Origin of the sequence: Vibrio pomeroyi, assembly GCA_041879425.1 — a bacterium.
Lineage (GTDB): Bacteria > Pseudomonadota > Gammaproteobacteria > Enterobacterales > Vibrionaceae > Vibrio > Vibrio pomeroyi_A.
Window position 1 is genome coordinate 682,816 of sequence record CP090854.1, and the last position, 14,863, is coordinate 697,678.

The following is a 14,863-nucleotide window of genomic DNA, read 5'->3' on the forward strand; positions in this document are numbered from 1 at the left end:
GAGAAGAAATTGTAGAGGTTGTTATGGTACCTGTTGTTGCTCTAGTAGGGCGTCCGAACGTAGGTAAATCTACGTTATTTAACCGATTGACTCGAACTCGTGATGCATTGGTTGCGGATTTCCCTGGCTTAACGCGTGACCGTAAATACGGCCATGCTCATTTTAGCGAGCATGACTTTATTGTAATTGACACTGGCGGTATCGACGGTACTGAAGAAGGTGTTGAAACTAAAATGGCTGAACAGTCGCTAGCGGCGATTGATGAAGCTGATGTTGTTCTATTTATGGTAGATGGCCGTGCTGGTCTAACACCATCTGACGTAGCGATTGCTAAGCACCTTCGTCAGCTTGAAAAGCCTTCAATGCTAGTAGTAAACAAGGTTGACGGTATCGACCCTGATGCTGCAAGTGCTGACTTCTGGCAACTAGGCGTAGAAGACATGTATCAAATCGCAGCTGCGCACGGTCGTGGTGTAACAGCGCTGATTGATCTTGCTCTAAACCCGTTCGCAGAAGCACTAAAAGCGGAAAATGGCGAAGTAAGCGATTTAACTGAGTTTGAAGACGAAGAAGAAGAGCAGGTTGAATTTACAGAAGAAGAAGCTGAAGAAGAATTCAAGCGTCTTCAAGATCAACCAATCAAGCTAGCGATCATTGGTCGTCCTAACGTAGGTAAATCAACACTAACTAACCGTATTCTTGGTGAAGAGCGTGTGGTTGTTTACGATATGCCTGGTACGACGCGTGACTCTATCTACATCCCAATGCAGCGTGACGAGCGTGAATACGTTCTAATCGATACTGCGGGTGTTCGTCGTCGTAAGAACATCAACGAAACAGTAGAGAAGTTCTCAGTAGTTAAAACACTGAAAGCGATTGAAGATGCGAACGTTGTATTGCTGCTTATCGATGCTCGTGAAAACATCTCTGATCAAGATCTAAGCTTGTTAGGTTTTGCATTGAACGCAGGTCGTTCAATCGTGATTGCGGTAAACAAGTGGGATGGCCTAGATAACGACGTTAAAGAACGCGTTAAGAAAGAGCTAGACCGTCGTTTAGGTTTCGTTGATTTCGCACGTATTCACTTTATCTCTGCACTTCACGGTACAGGTGTTGGTCACTTGTTTGAGTCTGTTCAAGAAGCTTACAAGTCAGCGACGACTCGTGTTGGTACTTCTGTTCTAACTCGTATTATGAAGATGGCAACTGATGATCACCAACCGCCTATGGTTCGTGGCCGTCGTGTGAAACTGAAATACGCGCACGCTGGTGGCTATAACCCACCGATTATCGTTATCCACGGTAACCAAGTACGCAACTTGCCAGATTCATACAAACGATTCTTGATGAACTACTACCGTCGTTCACTAGAGATTATGGGTACACCAATTCGCATTCAATTCCAGAACAGCGAGAACCCATTTGAAGCTAAGACTAACAAGCTGACAATCTCTCAAGAGCGCAAACGTAAGCGTATGATGAGCATGGTTAAAGGCCGTAAGTAGTCCTTTCCAATAGATTTGATACCCGAGCCTGTCTCGGGTATTTTTTTAAGCAAAATTCACGTTAATCCACAACGGCACATTTTTGTTTCGCTGTGGCTTAACGAATCAGACTAGATTCCAAAAGAAGAACGATATGACCACTAGCGATTTGATTACACAAACTGAAGCAGTCACACCAACTATTACTCAATTCTGTCATGAAGCGTGGCAACTGACGGCGAAAGCGTTGTATGTAGAAAGCGACAGCAATAAAACCTACCTGATTACTGATGTGACGCCTTTTCACCCTGTCAGTCATATTTGGCCTGATCACCCGGCAGACCAAGGCTTTGTGACTGTTGGTGACGTTCAATATCCAGTGGAAGAGTGCCTTGTTGGTGCAATAGAACAATCTACTGGCAAGCTTCATATCGCAGCAGATATTCCTGTTAAGCGTGATACGGAAGGTTGGGTGTTTGTGGTTGTCCACCAGCTACCCGCATCAGCTTCTATGATTAATGTTAACGACGAAGTGGTGTTGTCGGTAGATAAAGCGTATCAAGCAAGCTTGAGTCGTGGTCACAGTGCGGGCCACATTGCTTTCTTAGCGTTGAATAAAGTATTGGCTGAGAGCTACTGGCGCAAAGATGCCGACAGAAAGGATCCGCTTGGCAGCTACGACTTTAATAGCTACGCACAAGTGACCAGCTTTGTGACTCCTGAGCTGTGCACTGATAAGTATCGTTTGGGTAAAACTCTGAAGAAGCGCGGCTTGAACGTTGCAGACATGCTTGCAAACCTTGAAGGTATCGAAGCCGACATTAACCAGATGATTTCAGGTTGGCTCGCACAGCCAACGCCTGTCGCGATGAGACTGGAAGGTGAGGCTCTAACTGACTCTCGTTACTGGGAATGGCAGCTGGATGCTGAGACGTTTGTGTCGATTCCGTGTGGTGGTACTCACATCGAGAACACCTCAGAGCTTAATGCGTTATCGGTCAAATTAACCCAGTTAGATGACCAACACATTGAAATGCTGACGCATGTAATTCGATGATTTAGGTTACAGATCGAAATGGCTTGTGCTGTTTATTCTATATTAAGATGTCACTTTTAATATAAATGACTATTTAAAATTGAAATACAGCACATGTAACTTATGCTTTCGGTATGTGGTGATATAAATATTCTTTTTGGGGTAGATCGCTGATCAAAATAGATAAAGCGAAAGATCAACCTATGATCTTCGGTTGTGTGTGGTACTAACTTAGTGTGTTATTATTAACCAATAACAAGCTTGCATAAGAACAGGCTGTACCCAATTACACAATTGAAAGCTTTAGTGAATGGAACAACAATTTTTATTAGAAGGCCACCGAGCAGTCAATAGTTTGCTTCGGAAGCTTGCCCTTGGGATGGATCGCAAGGACTTAAACCATAAGATCATTCAGCTTACTGAACAGCTTTTTGGTCAGCGTATGGCTTCAATCTTACTGCTCAACTCCGAGTCAAATACTCTGCATCTTGAATATGCCCCGAATCTACCTGATTTTTATAATCAACAGATAGAAGGAGTCGGCATTGGTGCCGGGATTGGTTCTTGTGGTGAGGCGGCGGCGCTTAAAAAGGCTGTTATGATCTCCAATATTAATACACACCCAAATTGGGCACCTTTCTTAGCCTTAACCAATCAAGCCAATCTTCATGCGTGCTGGTCAGTGCCAATCATCTCTTCACATGGTCATGTATTAGGTACTTTCGCGATTTACAGCCAATATGTTTCTGAACCCCATGAGTTTGAACTAGAGATCCTAGAGCTATTAGCGTCTCTGTATTCAGTCGCACTAGAAAAGTATGAGTTGGAGAATCAACTCAACTTTTTTGCCAACCGCGACTCTCTGACACACAGTTTGAATCGTAGAGCCTTATTAAGAGAAGCTGAACAAGTGTTAACCAAGCGCTGTTTTGGACAAAAAGTGATGGCGTGCTTGTTTGTTGATGTCGATAAATTCAAATCAATCAACGACACCTATGGTCATAGCTTTGGTGATGACGTGCTTTTAGCGGTTGTCAAAGTACTGGATGAGGCGACCACAGCCTGTGCCAAGATAGGGCGTTATGGTGGTGATGAGTTTGTGGTGTTCTCTTGCTTTGACGATCAAGAAAGCGTGCTTAACTTTTATCGAAGCTTAGAAAGAACCTTGGAACAGGCTCTCTATATTAACGACACTCAATTTGCAGTCAGTGTAGGGCTTTCTTATGAAAAAGATCCTGAGTCGTTAGAAGCTTTGATCGCACAAGCTGATAAGAACATGTACCAAATCAAGCAAGCTAAGTCTCAGCAGTAGTAGATTGTAAAAATAGTAGTGAATTAGGAAATGCTAATGAGTGAAAATATCTGCCCTAAGTGCCAGTCAGAGTTAGGCTGGGATGGTAAGTATCACTGTGAAAGTTGTCAGGCTCACTTTACCAAAGTTGGTTTCTGCCCAGAGTGCAGCTGCCAGTTAGAGAAGCTTCAAGCTTGTGGTGCTGCCAACTATTTTTGTAATGCTGACTGTAACGAGCTTAAATCTAAGTCGAGAGTAAAATTCGAGTTCCAAGCTGCGGACTAGCTTGAAAGCGAGAAGGTTAAGTATCGCAATCCATACAATTTAATAGAGGCCTAATACCTATGTATTGGGCCTTTTTTGTATCCATTGTGCGGTTATGTCTCATCTTGGTTCATTCTTATCGTCGCTGCACCAGTATGAAACATAGTTACATGATTGCTATGCACGCTATTGGTGTGAATGGTTTTTTAGTTCCATTAATACAATAACTTATAATTTTAATGGTTAATTTTTAAGTTTGGCACTCTTCTTGTAACTCTGTAATTGAATAACAAAAATACAATTATGGAGTACTATCATGAACAAGGTGTTCAATTTATCGCTAGCTGCACTGTGTACAACACTTTCATTTTCTTCTGCATCAGTGCTTGCGGCTGACGAAACCATCAAGGTCGGCGTTTTACATTCACTGTCCGGCACCATGGCGATCAGTGAAACCACGCTAAAAGATACCGTGCTAATGCTCATCGACGAGCAGAACAAAAAGGGCGGCTTGCTGGGTAAAAAGCTAGAGCCAGTGGTTGTTGACCCTGCGTCAAACTGGCCGCTATTTGCAGAAAAAGCGCGTGAGCTTATCGAAAAAGAGAAGGTCGATGTGGTCTTCGGTGGTTGGACATCGGTATCGCGTAAATCGATGCTGCCAGTATTTGAAGAGCTCAACAGCATCCTCTTCTACCCAGTTCAGTATGAAGGTGAAGAGTCTTCGAAAAACGTTTTCTACACCGGCGCTGCGCCAAACCAACAAGCAATTCCTGCTGTGGATTACTTGATGGAAGAGCTTGAAGTGGAACGTTGGGTACTCGCGGGTACGGATTACGTTTACCCACGTACGACCAACAAGATCCTTGAAGCCTACCTAAAAGATAAAGGTGTCGCAGAAGAAGACATCATGATCAACTACACGCCATTTGGTCACTCTGATTGGCAGTCTATTGTTTCAGACATCAAAAAGTTCGGCGAAGCAGGTAAGAAAACCGCAGTGGTTTCTACTGTGAACGGCGATGCGAACGTACCTTTCTACAAAGAGCTCGGCGCTCAAGGTATCTCATCTGAAGACATCCCGGTAATTGCATTCTCTGTTGGTGAAGAAGAACTGTCAGGTATGGACACTGAACCACTGGTTGGTCACCTAGCGGCTTGGAACTACTTCATGAGTGTTGATACCGAAGCCAATGAAGAGTTCGTTGAAACGTGGCAGTCATTCATCAAGAGTGAAAAACGTGTCACCAACGATCCAATGGAAGCGCACTATGTTGGCTTCAACATGTGGGCGCAAGCGGTAACCAACGCGGGCACAACCGATCCTGAATCTGTACAAGATGCCTTGATTGGCGTGTCTGTTCCTAACCTTTCTGGCGGCTACTCTACCATGCTGCCAAACCATCACATTACTAAACCTGTCCTGATCGGTGAAATCCAAGACGATGGTCAATTCGATATCGTTTGGGAAACCACAGGCCTTGTTGCGGGTGATGCTTGGTCGAGCTACTTACCTGAATCAGCGAAGCTGTTCTCTAGTTGGTCTAAGCCATTCTCATGTGGTGCGTTTAACGTCGAAACCAAGAAGTGTTCTGGCGGTAACTAGAGCGTTGATTTAGGAATATTGAGCCTTCTTGTTTGGGAAGAACGCCTCTGTTTAAGAGGTGAAGCAAGCGGAAGGCTCATCGTTTCAACTAACAATAATTCTCCACATGTCCACTAAGCAAAAATAACAATATCTAGCTAGGTGGATTAAGGAAGCAGGGATGAAAAACGTATTGAACGTATTTAAGGCGCTATTGCTTATGGCAGTCAGTGCTCAGTTGGCTTTTGCTGGAATAACGGATGAAGCTAGCTTTACCAAGGCGCTAGTTGGTAAGAAAACATCGGATAAAGAATTGGCTATCGATTGGGTTATTGAGACACAAGAGGAAGACGTGTCAAAACCTATTTTGGATGGCTGGTTAAACGGAAATCTCTATTACTTTAATGACAAACAGAGTGAGCAATATAAACAGCTCTACCTGATTCAAAGCATTAAAACGGCTACCTCGGCTCAGTCGGTGTGGGATGAATCAAGCCTCAGTATCGAGAATGCTAGACAGTTCAAAAAAGTTCGCGTGAACAACAAGCTTCGCGGGATCTTGCGTGGGGAAATTGCCTCGATTGGACTGAACAGCGGTAACCCAGATGTGCGTTATAAAGCGGTTGTGGATCTGCTCGGTACCAAAGATTCTGACATTATCGATCGTTTAGCTGTACTCAGAACCAGTGAATCAGAGGGCAAAGTCGCTGAGTTGATGGACTTGTCGTTAGCTATTTTCACCTCTCTTGATAAGAGCGCCACGATTGAAGAGCGTGTGGTTTCGATTGACCGAGTCGGTGACTTCAAACATTCAGTGGTACTCAAAACCTTGAATCAATTGCTCAATAGCGAACAAGACCCAAACATATTGGCAGCGGCAGAGCGTGCGATGGACGATTATCAACAGAGCCAAGCACTTTACTCGGGTGTTGAGACTGTGTTCTTTGGCTTGAGCTTAGGCTCTGTCTTGGTGTTGGCAGGCATAGGCTTGGCGATCACTTTTGGTGTGATGGGCGTAATCAACATGGCCCATGGCGAGCTGATCATGATTGGCGCTTACACCACCTACGTATTGCAGTTGTTGATGCCGAACCACATCGGTTTAGCGCTGATTCTCTCTATTCCGGCGGCATTTATTGTGTCTGGTTTGGTTGGCATCGCGATAGAGCGAAGCGTAATTCGTCACCTTTATGGTCGTCCACTGGAAACCTTGCTTGCGACCTTCGGTATCAGCTTAATCTTGCAACAAGCCGTTCGCTCTATTTTCTCTCCTTTGAACCGCTCAGTGAGCACACCTGAATGGATGTCTGGTGCACTTCAATTGAATCCAATGTTGTCTCTGACCTACAACCGACTTTATATCATCTTGTTCTGTGGTTTGGTGTTTATGGGCTTGTTGATGGTTCTGAAAAAGACGCCACTAGGTTTGCAGGTTCGTGCGGTTTCTCAAAACCGTGGCATGGCGCGTGCGATGGGCATTCGTTCTGAACGTGTTGATGCGATGACCTTTGGCTTAGGCTCTGGCGTTGCGGGTGTCGCAGGTGTCGCATTGTCTCAACTGACTAACGTTGGCCCGAATATGGGGCAAGCGTACATCATTGATTCTTTCATGGTGGTGGTGTTCGGCGGAGTCGGCAACTTGTGGGGAACATTAGTCGCAGGTCTGAGTCTTGGTTTGTTCAATAAGATCTTAGAGCCATGGGCTGGCGCAGTACTCGCCAAGATTCTAGTACTGGTTTTCATCATTCTATTTATTCAAAAACGCCCACGCGGATTATTCCCGCAACGTGGTCGTGCAGCTGAAGGTTAAGGACAACATCATGCAGTCTAAATCATTTGTACTTTCGGCGATGCGTGGTGATAAAGGTGGCCAACTGACCATCCTTGCCATTCTTGCAGCCGTGATTCTTATTCCACTGGCTAACACCATGTTGCCAAGTGGGCATCCGCTTCATGTTGAGACCTTCACTATCTCACTGATGGGCAAATATCTGAGCTACGCAATGTTGGCGTTGGCACTCGATCTGGTGTGGGGCTACCTCGGAATACTGAGCCTAGGCCACGGTGCTTTCTTTGCGCTTGGTGGTTATGCGATGGGCATGTATCTGATGCGTCAGATTGGTGACCGTGGGGTTTATGGTGATCCAATCCTACCTGACTTTATGGTGTTCCTTGATTGGTCAGCATTGCCGTGGTTCTGGCAGGGCTTTGATCAGTTCTGGTTTGCTTGTCTGATGGTGGTGTTGGTACCGGGCGCATTGGCTTATTTGTTTGGTTATTTGGCTTTCCGTTCTCGCGTGTCTGGTGTTTATCTTTCGATCATGACTCAAGCGTTAACTTACGCCTTGATGCTGGCATTTTTCCGCAACGAGATGGGCTTTGGCGGCAACAACGGGCTGACGGACTTTAAAGACATCATCGGCCTGAGTTTGCAGAGTGATGCGGTCAAGATTGGTCTGTTTGTCGCGACGGGTATCTCGCTCATCCTCAGCTACATCGCGTGTCGTATGGTAGTGACCAGTCGATTGGGGCGTGTTGCGCTGGCGATTCGAGATACTGAGTCTCGTACTCGCTTTATGGGTTACGACGTCGATGGCATCAAGTTATGGGTCTTCGTTTTGTCTGCGGTTATCGCGGGGATTGCGGGTGCTTTATATGTTCCCCAAGTCGGCATCATCAACCCTGGAGAGTTTGCACCGCTTAACTCGATTGAGATTGTGGTTTGGGTTGCCTTGGGTGGTCGCGCCACTTTGTTTGGTGCCATCGTTGGTGCTCTGATCATCAACTACGCCAAGAGCTGGTTTACCGTTGAATTCCCAGAGGTGTGGTTATTCGCTCTCGGTGGTCTATTCGTTCTCTCGACTATGTACTTCCCACAAGGTGTGATTGGCTTTGTCAGTGAAAAGTGGCAACAGCTGCGTAAGGCATCGACTTCAAAAGGCGAAGGACAAGGTAAGGATGATCAACACAAAGGCAAGGAGGCGATCGCATGACCACATTTAACAGCGTAAAAGAGTCGGTTCAGGCGTTCACTCGTCGAGACGAAGTTTTTGATTACCTTAAACCCGATGTTCATCCTGCCATCGATACCCGTCACAACGTGTTGTTGTACGTGGAAGGCGTTAATAAAAGCTTCGATGGTTTCCAAGCGATAAACGACCTCAACCTTTATATCAAAGAGGGCGAGCTGCGCTGCATCATTGGTCCTAATGGCGCAGGTAAAACGACCATGATGGACATCATCACCGGGAAAACTAAGCCAGACACTGGCGAAGTGTGGCTAGGTTCGAACATCAATCTACTCAAGATGAATGAAGCTGAAATTGCTAACGCAGGCGTTGGGCGTAAGTTCCAAAAGCCGACCGTGATTGAATGTTTAACTGTGTGGCAGAACCTTGAATTAGCCATGGCAGGTGATCGCTCGGTGTGGGCCACTTTCACTGCCGTGATGTCTGGCGAGCAGAAAGACAAACTGACTTCGGTACTAGAGCTTATTCACCTTAAAGACGAAGCGGCAAACTTGGCGGGCAACCTGTCTCACGGGCAAAAGCAGTGGTTAGAGATCGGTATGTTGCTGATGCAAAATCCTAAGCTGTTGCTGGTGGATGAACCTGTTGCAGGTATGACTCACCAAGAGATGGATCGCACCTCTGAATTACTCAACTCATTGGCGGGTAAGCACTCAGTGGTCGTGGTTGAACACGATATGGATTTCGTTCGTTCGATTGCTAGCCATGTCACTGTGCTTCATCAAGGTCACGTGTTGGCAGAAGGCACCATGGATCAAGTGCAGGCTCACCCTGAAGTTAAACAAGTTTATCTCGGAGAATAGGATGTTAGAGGTTAAATCAGTTAATCAATATTACGGTGAGAGCCACACCTTGTGGGATTTAGATATGCACATCCCAGAGGGCAAATGCACGGTGTTAATGGGGCGCAACGGTGTCGGTAAAACCACCTTGCTGCAATGCATCATGGGGTTAGTTAAGGTTGAAAGTGGTGACATTTCTCTATCGGGCGAGTCGCTACTGAAAACAGATGCCGAGGATCGTTCTCGTCAAGGGATCGGTTATGTACCGCAAGGTCGTCAGATATTCCCGATGCTCACCGTTCAAGAAAACCTAGAGGTCGGCCTACCGATTCGTGAGAAGGGCGATCGTAAGATCCCAGAGTTCATCTTCGATATCTTCCCTGTCTTGAAAGAGATGCTGCATCGCCGCGGTGGTGACTTATCGGGTGGTCAGCAGCAACAACTGGCGATTGGTCGTGCGCTGGTGGTTAATCCAAAGCTATTGATCTTGGATGAGCCGACGGAAGGTATTCAACCCAATATTGTGCAAGAGATTGGCGACATCATTCGCATGCTCAACGAGAAAATGGGACTCACGGTTCTATTGGTTGAGCAGAAGCTGCCATTTGCTAGAAAGGTCGGTGACCGTTTTTGTATTCTCGACCGTGGACGTCAGGTGGCTGAAGGTGAAATGACAGGGCTCGATGAGTCCTTGATTAAGGAGTATTTAACCGTATGAATTCTCTCTTTTCTCCGAATGAAGTAAGGAACGCTTCTTTAGTTGAAGCTTTATCTTTGAATGACACCATCGAACAAGATATTCGTGATGGTTGGCAAGCGAGCTTAAACCTCACCTTTGTCGACCGCGGTGATAAAACGGTATTAAAGAATCGTCAGCAGTCTGGTCCGCTTGCGGTGCAACGCCCCCTGTATCCTGATGGGGAAACGTGTCACACCTACTTACTCCATCCCCCCGGCGGAGTGGTGGGTGGTGACACTCTCAATATTGAGGCAACCGTAGAAAGCGGTGCTCATACGCTGATCACCACACCCGGTGCGACCAAGTTCTATCGTTCTAACAACAAATACGCCAAGCAGAAGCAGACCCTTCGAGTGAAGAAAGGTGCGCGCTTGGAATGGATGCCACAAGAGAACATCTTTTTCCCCAATGCACACGTTCGTTTAGACACTGAAATTCGCCTAGAAAAGGGTGCACAGTTTTGGGGTTGGGAGATGCACTGTTTTGGACGACCTGCACAGAATGAGGGATTTGAGCGTGGTCACCTTGTTGGGAAAACGGAAATCTATCTTGATAATCAAAGGCTTCTGACTGAAGGTTTTAATTTTCATGGTGGCGATAAGTTGATGATAAATATGGGGTTACTTGATTTTTCAATGATGGGTACCTTTTATATCACCTCAAATGAGAAGCAAGATTTAGAGTTGGTACAGAGCTTGCTCTTATCTATTACACAGCAAGCTTCACAGCAATCAGTTACACCAAAAACGTCGAGTGAACCCACATTAATATTGGGTGCGACACAGATAGAAGGATTGATTGTGGTGCGAGCCTTGGGTTATTGGAGTGAAGACATCCTCCAGGCCTTTGGTCAGATATGGCAAGCAACTCGCTCTCATTTATGTGGTACGACTCCTGATTTACCAAGGATTTGGGCGACTTAGCGATTAGCCCTATTTGTACCGAGGGCGACTTCCGGCCCTCGGTACATTTTTTCAAGCTTGCTGTGATTGAATCCCACTTACTGCTCATGCGTTTCTGAGCAATAAGAAAACAACACTAACAGCGGGCGGCTAAATGGAATTAACACCAAGAGAAAAAGATAAGCTACTTATCTTCTGCGCAGGAATGCTGGCACAGCAGCGCAAGCAAAAAGGTTTAAAACTCAACTACCCAGAATCTATTGCGCTGATCAGCAGTGCCATTCTTGAAGGTGCCCGTGAGGGAAAAACCGTTTCGGAATTGATGGATTTTGGACGAACACTGCTTACCGTCGATGACGTTATGGAGGGGATCCCTTCCATGATCCCAGATGTACAAGTCGAAGCTACTTTTCCTGATGGCACCAAGTTGGTGACCGTTCATGAACCTATCGTGTAGGGAGAAGAAATATGGCTGGCTCCACCAAACAATATTCAGGCTTAGTTCCCGGAAAAGTAGAAACCGCTCCCGGTGACATCACTCTAAATGAAGGCCGAGATACGACGTCCGTTAAGGTTCAAAACATTGGCGACCGTCCCGTGCAAATTGGCTCTCATTACCACTTCTATGAAGCAAACCCTTCGCTGATCTTTGACCGAGAAGCCACTAAAGGCTTTCGACTCAACATCCCTGCAGGCACCGCTACTCGTTTTGAACCGGGTCAGTCTCGCAGCGTCGAGTTGGTGCGTTACGCCGGTAAGTTAGAGATCTACGGCTTCCAAGGGAAAGTGATGGGCAAGCTCTAAGCGCTCTCACGGAAACAATGAAAATAACAAAGGATTGATCATGGCGAAGATATCCAAACAGGCTTACGCCGAAATGTTTGGGCCAACAATCGGAGACCGAGTGCGTCTTGCTGACACCGATTTATGGCTAGAAGTTGAAAAGGATTACACCGTATACGGTGACGAAGTGAAGTTCGGCGGCGGTAAAGTGATTCGCGATGGGCAAGGGCAAAGCCAGCGTCCAAGTGCCGAAACACCTGACTTGGTGATCACTAACGCGATTGTGTTGGACTACTGGGGCATCGTAAAAGCCGATGTTGCAATCAAAGCTGGCCGAGTTCAAACATTAGGCAAAGCAGGCAACCCAGATGTTCAACCGGGCGTCGATATTGTGATTGGTCCGGGTACGGAAATTTTGGCCGGCGAAGGTTCGATCCTCACTGCGGGTGGCATCGATTCACATATTCACTTCATCTGTCCGCAACAGATTGAAGAAGCATTGGCGTCGGGTGTTACGACCATGATAGGCGGTGGTACAGGACCAAATACCGGTACCAACGCAACCACATGTACACCGGGTCCGTGGAACATGCACCGTATGTTGGAGTCGCTCGACCAATTCCCAATGAACTTTGGTTTGCTTGGTAAGGGCAATGCAAGCCAACCTGAAGCATTGCGTGAACAAGTGGCAGCGGGCGCAGTGGGTTTGAAGTTGCATGAAGACTGGGGAACAACCCCCGCGTCAATTGATACTTGCTTGAGTGTTGCCGATGAGATGGACGTACAAGTTGCGATTCACACCGATACGCTAAATGAATCGGGTTTTGTTGAATCGACCCTTGGCGCTATCGGTGATCGCGTGATTCATACCTACCACACGGAAGGTGCGGGTGGCGGCCATGCTCCCGATATTATTCGCGCTGCAGGTGAGCCGAATGTTCTGCCTTCCTCAACCAACCCGACACGACCTTACACCGTCAATACGGTCGATGAGCACTTGGATATGTTGATGGTGTGTCACCATTTATCACCTTCGATCGCTGAAGATGTCGCGTTCGCTGAATCACGTATTCGCCGTGAAACCATCGCTGCAGAAGACATTCTTCATGACTTAGGCGCATTCTCGATGATCGCTTCGGATTCACAAGCAATGGGTCGCGTAGGCGAGGTCGTAACACGTACTTGGCAAACCGCACACAAGATGAAAGTGCAGCGTGGCAGCCTAAAAGAAGATTCCGACTACAGTGATAACTTCCGCCTAAGACGTTATGTCGCTAAGTACACTATTAACCCTGCGATCACGCACGGCATGGCACATGAAATCGGCTCTATCGAAGCTGGAAAGCTGGCGGATTTAGTGTTGTGGAAACCAGCCTTCTTTGGTGTGAAACCGAGTGTGATTTTGAAAGGCGGCATGATCGCCATGGCGCCGATGGGTGACCCAAACGCTTCAATACCAACACCTCAGCCAGTTCACTATCGCTCTATGTTTGGTAGCTATGGCAAGGCATGTCAGAACACATCAATGCTGTTCGTTTCTAAAGAAGCCAAGGAACAAAACATCGATAAGCAGTTGGGTTTGCAGAGTTTGATTGGCGTTGTCAGCAACTGCCGAAACATCAGCAAGGCAGACATGAAGCTTAACGATTGGATGCCGAAGATTGAGGTCGATTCTCAGACATATCAAGTGCGCGCTGATGGTGAACTGCTGACGTGTGAGCCTGCTGAAGAACTGCCAATGGCTCAGCGATACTTTTTGTTTTAGCTGCGAGCTGAGGGCTCTTATTTTGAACGTTATAAATCTCATAAGGAGATTGAGGTAATAGCATGATTGAACTTACTCAAATTCAAGCCGAGTTGAACACGGCTCCAGATGGCTTTCTAAGCCTACCGATCGATAGCCGCATCAAAAGCCGTCTTAAAGTGACATTGGATGATGGTCGAGATGCAGGGCTATTTCTACCACGAGGTCATATCTTGCGTGGCGGAGAACAATTAACTAGTGAGTGTGGCTTAACTGTCGAAGTAAAAGCGGCGCCGGAAACCGTGTCGACTGTTTACTGTGAAGACTCGCATCTATTAACTCGTGTTGCTTACCACCTAGGTAACCGACATGTGCCACTACAAGTCGAGGCGGGCTGGGTGCGTTATCAACACGACCATGTTTTGGATGAAATGGTTGAAGGTTTGGGCGCGACAGTGACGACTGAAAAACAACCGTTTGAACCTGAAGGTGGCGCTTATGGCGGTCGCTCAGGTGGTCATCATCACCATCATTAATCGAGTCATTGATGGCTCACTAAACGATTTATATAACAACGATATTAATAACTATAAACGCAAGGAACTCGCGATGAACTTTAAAACAGCTGCTGGCTTATGTACTTTCACACTGGCTTCTCTAACAACATCAACGATGGCTTTAGCTCACCCGGGGCATGGCTCACATTCTGTTCATGAGTCTCACTCATTTATGTCTGGCTTAACTCACCCTGTGACAGGTATGGATCACCTGATTATGCTGATCGCTTTTGGTTTGTTAATTGGCGCACTGTCGTTTTCAACCAAGATAAAAGCCGCTTTGATTGGTGGTGGATTGGCTTCACTAGTCGTTGGGCTTATCGCAGGCCAAGCCTTAGGCTTCTCTGTGATTGTTGAACCAGCAATCATCGCTTCTCTGTTCGTCGTCAGCTTATGTCTATGGCACGTATTCTCACCATCGACCAAGCGTGTAAACAGCGTATTAGTCGCTTCCATCGCGATGTTGTTTTTCCATGGTTACGCACACGGTGTTGAAGCTGCGAGCAACCTAACTCAATTTGCATCAGGCATGAGCATCACTGCTTTGGCATTAATGGTTATCGGCACGTTTGTAGGGCGCGCAGTTTACTCTAAATGGTTGTCAGTTGGTGTTGCTTCAGCAAGCGCAGCATTACTGTTAGGCGCGTAAGCTCTCGAACTTTTCGATTCT

Annotated in this window: 15 protein-coding genes; all 15 read left to right on the forward strand. The window is 46.6% G+C overall.

Annotated elements, in window-relative coordinates; genetic code table 11:
• The first annotated feature begins 23 nt into the window (after nt 1–23).
• The 15 genes from der to L0992_03155 all read left to right on the forward strand — a co-directional run bounded on the left by der (nt 24) and on the right by L0992_03155 (nt 14,842).
• A complete protein-coding gene (gene der / locus L0992_03085; GenBank protein XGB67700.1) occupies nt 24–1,505 on the forward strand; it encodes a ribosome biogenesis GTPase Der in 1,482 nt (493 codons plus the stop codon).
• Nucleotides 1,506–1,638: 133 nt separating this feature from the next.
• The gene (locus L0992_03090) at nt 1,639–2,541 is read left to right on the forward strand and encodes an alanyl-tRNA editing protein (GenBank protein XGB67701.1); all 903 of its coding nucleotides are present in this window, start codon (nt 1,639–1,641) and stop codon (nt 2,539–2,541) included.
• A gap of 289 nt (nt 2,542–2,830) precedes the next feature.
• The gene (locus tag L0992_03095; protein XGB67702.1) at nt 2,831–3,832 is read left to right on the forward strand and encodes a sensor domain-containing diguanylate cyclase; all 1,002 of its coding nucleotides are present in this window, start codon (nt 2,831–2,833) and stop codon (nt 3,830–3,832) included.
• A 36-nt stretch (nt 3,833–3,868) separates the two neighbouring features.
• Nucleotides 3,869–4,096 carry a zinc ribbon domain-containing protein gene (locus L0992_03100; GenBank protein XGB67703.1) on the forward strand — a complete coding sequence of 76 codons (228 nt, stop codon included), beginning with the start codon at nt 3,869–3,871 and terminating at the stop codon, nt 4,094–4,096.
• 295 nt (nt 4,097–4,391) lie between these two features.
• Complete coding sequence (urtA, locus tag L0992_03105) at nt 4,392–5,678, forward strand: urea ABC transporter substrate-binding protein (GenBank protein ID XGB67704.1); 1,287 nt, start codon at nt 4,392–4,394, stop codon at nt 5,676–5,678.
• 160 nt (nt 5,679–5,838) lie between these two features.
• On the forward strand, nt 5,839–7,467 hold the full coding sequence (gene urtB / locus L0992_03110) for an urea ABC transporter permease subunit UrtB (protein ID XGB67705.1): 1,629 nt from the start codon (nt 5,839–5,841) through the stop codon (nt 7,465–7,467).
• A 10-nt stretch (nt 7,468–7,477) separates the two neighbouring features.
• Nucleotides 7,478–8,650, forward strand: a complete 1,173-nt coding sequence (gene urtC / locus L0992_03115) for an urea ABC transporter permease subunit UrtC (protein ID XGB67706.1) — start codon at nt 7,478–7,480, stop codon at nt 8,648–8,650.
• Nucleotides 8,647–9,489 carry an urea ABC transporter ATP-binding protein UrtD gene (gene urtD, locus L0992_03120; GenBank protein ID XGB67707.1) on the forward strand — a complete coding sequence of 281 codons (843 nt, stop codon included), beginning with the start codon at nt 8,647–8,649 and terminating at the stop codon, nt 9,487–9,489. The genes urtC and urtD overlap by 4 nt, the downstream gene beginning before the upstream one ends.
• Before the next feature lies 1 nt (nt 9,490).
• Nucleotides 9,491–10,186, forward strand: a complete 696-nt coding sequence (gene urtE / locus L0992_03125) for an urea ABC transporter ATP-binding subunit UrtE (protein XGB67708.1) — start codon at nt 9,491–9,493, stop codon at nt 10,184–10,186.
• Nucleotides 10,183–11,130, forward strand: a complete 948-nt coding sequence (locus L0992_03130) for an urease accessory protein UreD (protein ID XGB67709.1) — start codon at nt 10,183–10,185, stop codon at nt 11,128–11,130. Before urtE ends, L0992_03130 begins: the two co-directional genes overlap by 4 nt.
• 133 nt (nt 11,131–11,263) lie before the next feature.
• Nucleotides 11,264–11,566: an urease subunit gamma gene (ureA, locus tag L0992_03135; protein ID XGB67710.1), complete on the forward strand. Its 303-nt coding sequence runs from the start codon at nt 11,264–11,266 to the stop codon at nt 11,564–11,566.
• Nucleotides 11,567–11,577: 11 nt separating this feature from the next.
• On the forward strand, nt 11,578–11,913 hold the full coding sequence (locus tag L0992_03140) for an urease subunit beta (protein ID XGB67711.1): 336 nt from the start codon (nt 11,578–11,580) through the stop codon (nt 11,911–11,913).
• 40 nt (nt 11,914–11,953) lie between these two features.
• Nucleotides 11,954–13,657 carry an urease subunit alpha gene (gene ureC / locus L0992_03145; GenBank protein XGB67712.1) on the forward strand — a complete coding sequence of 568 codons (1,704 nt, stop codon included), beginning with the start codon at nt 11,954–11,956 and terminating at the stop codon, nt 13,655–13,657.
• Nucleotides 13,658–13,719: 62 nt separating this feature from the next.
• Entirely contained in the window at nt 13,720–14,172 is a 453-nt protein-coding gene (ureE, locus tag L0992_03150; protein ID XGB67713.1) for an urease accessory protein UreE, read from the forward strand.
• Nucleotides 14,173–14,245: 73 nt separating this feature from the next.
• On the forward strand, nt 14,246–14,842 hold the full coding sequence (locus tag L0992_03155) for a HupE/UreJ family protein (protein ID XGB68680.1): 597 nt from the start codon (nt 14,246–14,248) through the stop codon (nt 14,840–14,842).
• Nucleotides 14,843–14,863: the final 21 nt, after the last annotated feature.

Excerpts from the sequence above, each read along its gene's own strand:
- der (XGB67700.1), top strand. The coding sequence starts at position 24 with ATGGTACCTGTTGTTGCTCTAGTAGGGCGTCCGAACGTAGGTAAATCT.
- L0992_03090 (XGB67701.1), top strand. The coding sequence starts at position 1,639 with ATGACCACTAGCGATTTGATTACACAAACTGAAGCAGTCACACCAACT.
- L0992_03095 (XGB67702.1), top strand. The coding sequence starts at position 2,831 with ATGGAACAACAATTTTTATTAGAAGGCCACCGAGCAGTCAATAGTTTG.
- L0992_03100 (XGB67703.1), top strand. The coding sequence starts at position 3,869 with ATGAGTGAAAATATCTGCCCTAAGTGCCAGTCAGAGTTAGGCTGGGAT.
- urtA (XGB67704.1), top strand. The coding sequence starts at position 4,392 with ATGAACAAGGTGTTCAATTTATCGCTAGCTGCACTGTGTACAACACTT.
- urtB (XGB67705.1), top strand. The coding sequence starts at position 5,839 with ATGAAAAACGTATTGAACGTATTTAAGGCGCTATTGCTTATGGCAGTC.
- urtC (XGB67706.1), top strand. The coding sequence starts at position 7,478 with ATGCAGTCTAAATCATTTGTACTTTCGGCGATGCGTGGTGATAAAGGT.
- urtD (XGB67707.1), top strand. The coding sequence starts at position 8,647 with ATGACCACATTTAACAGCGTAAAAGAGTCGGTTCAGGCGTTCACTCGT.
- urtE (XGB67708.1), top strand. The coding sequence starts at position 9,491 with ATGTTAGAGGTTAAATCAGTTAATCAATATTACGGTGAGAGCCACACC.
- L0992_03130 (XGB67709.1), top strand. The coding sequence starts at position 10,183 with ATGAATTCTCTCTTTTCTCCGAATGAAGTAAGGAACGCTTCTTTAGTT.
- ureA (XGB67710.1), top strand. The coding sequence starts at position 11,264 with ATGGAATTAACACCAAGAGAAAAAGATAAGCTACTTATCTTCTGCGCA.
- L0992_03140 (XGB67711.1), top strand. The coding sequence starts at position 11,578 with ATGGCTGGCTCCACCAAACAATATTCAGGCTTAGTTCCCGGAAAAGTA.
- ureC (XGB67712.1), top strand. The coding sequence starts at position 11,954 with ATGGCGAAGATATCCAAACAGGCTTACGCCGAAATGTTTGGGCCAACA.
- ureE (XGB67713.1), top strand. The coding sequence starts at position 13,720 with ATGATTGAACTTACTCAAATTCAAGCCGAGTTGAACACGGCTCCAGAT.
- L0992_03155 (XGB68680.1), top strand. The coding sequence starts at position 14,246 with ATGAACTTTAAAACAGCTGCTGGCTTATGTACTTTCACACTGGCTTCT.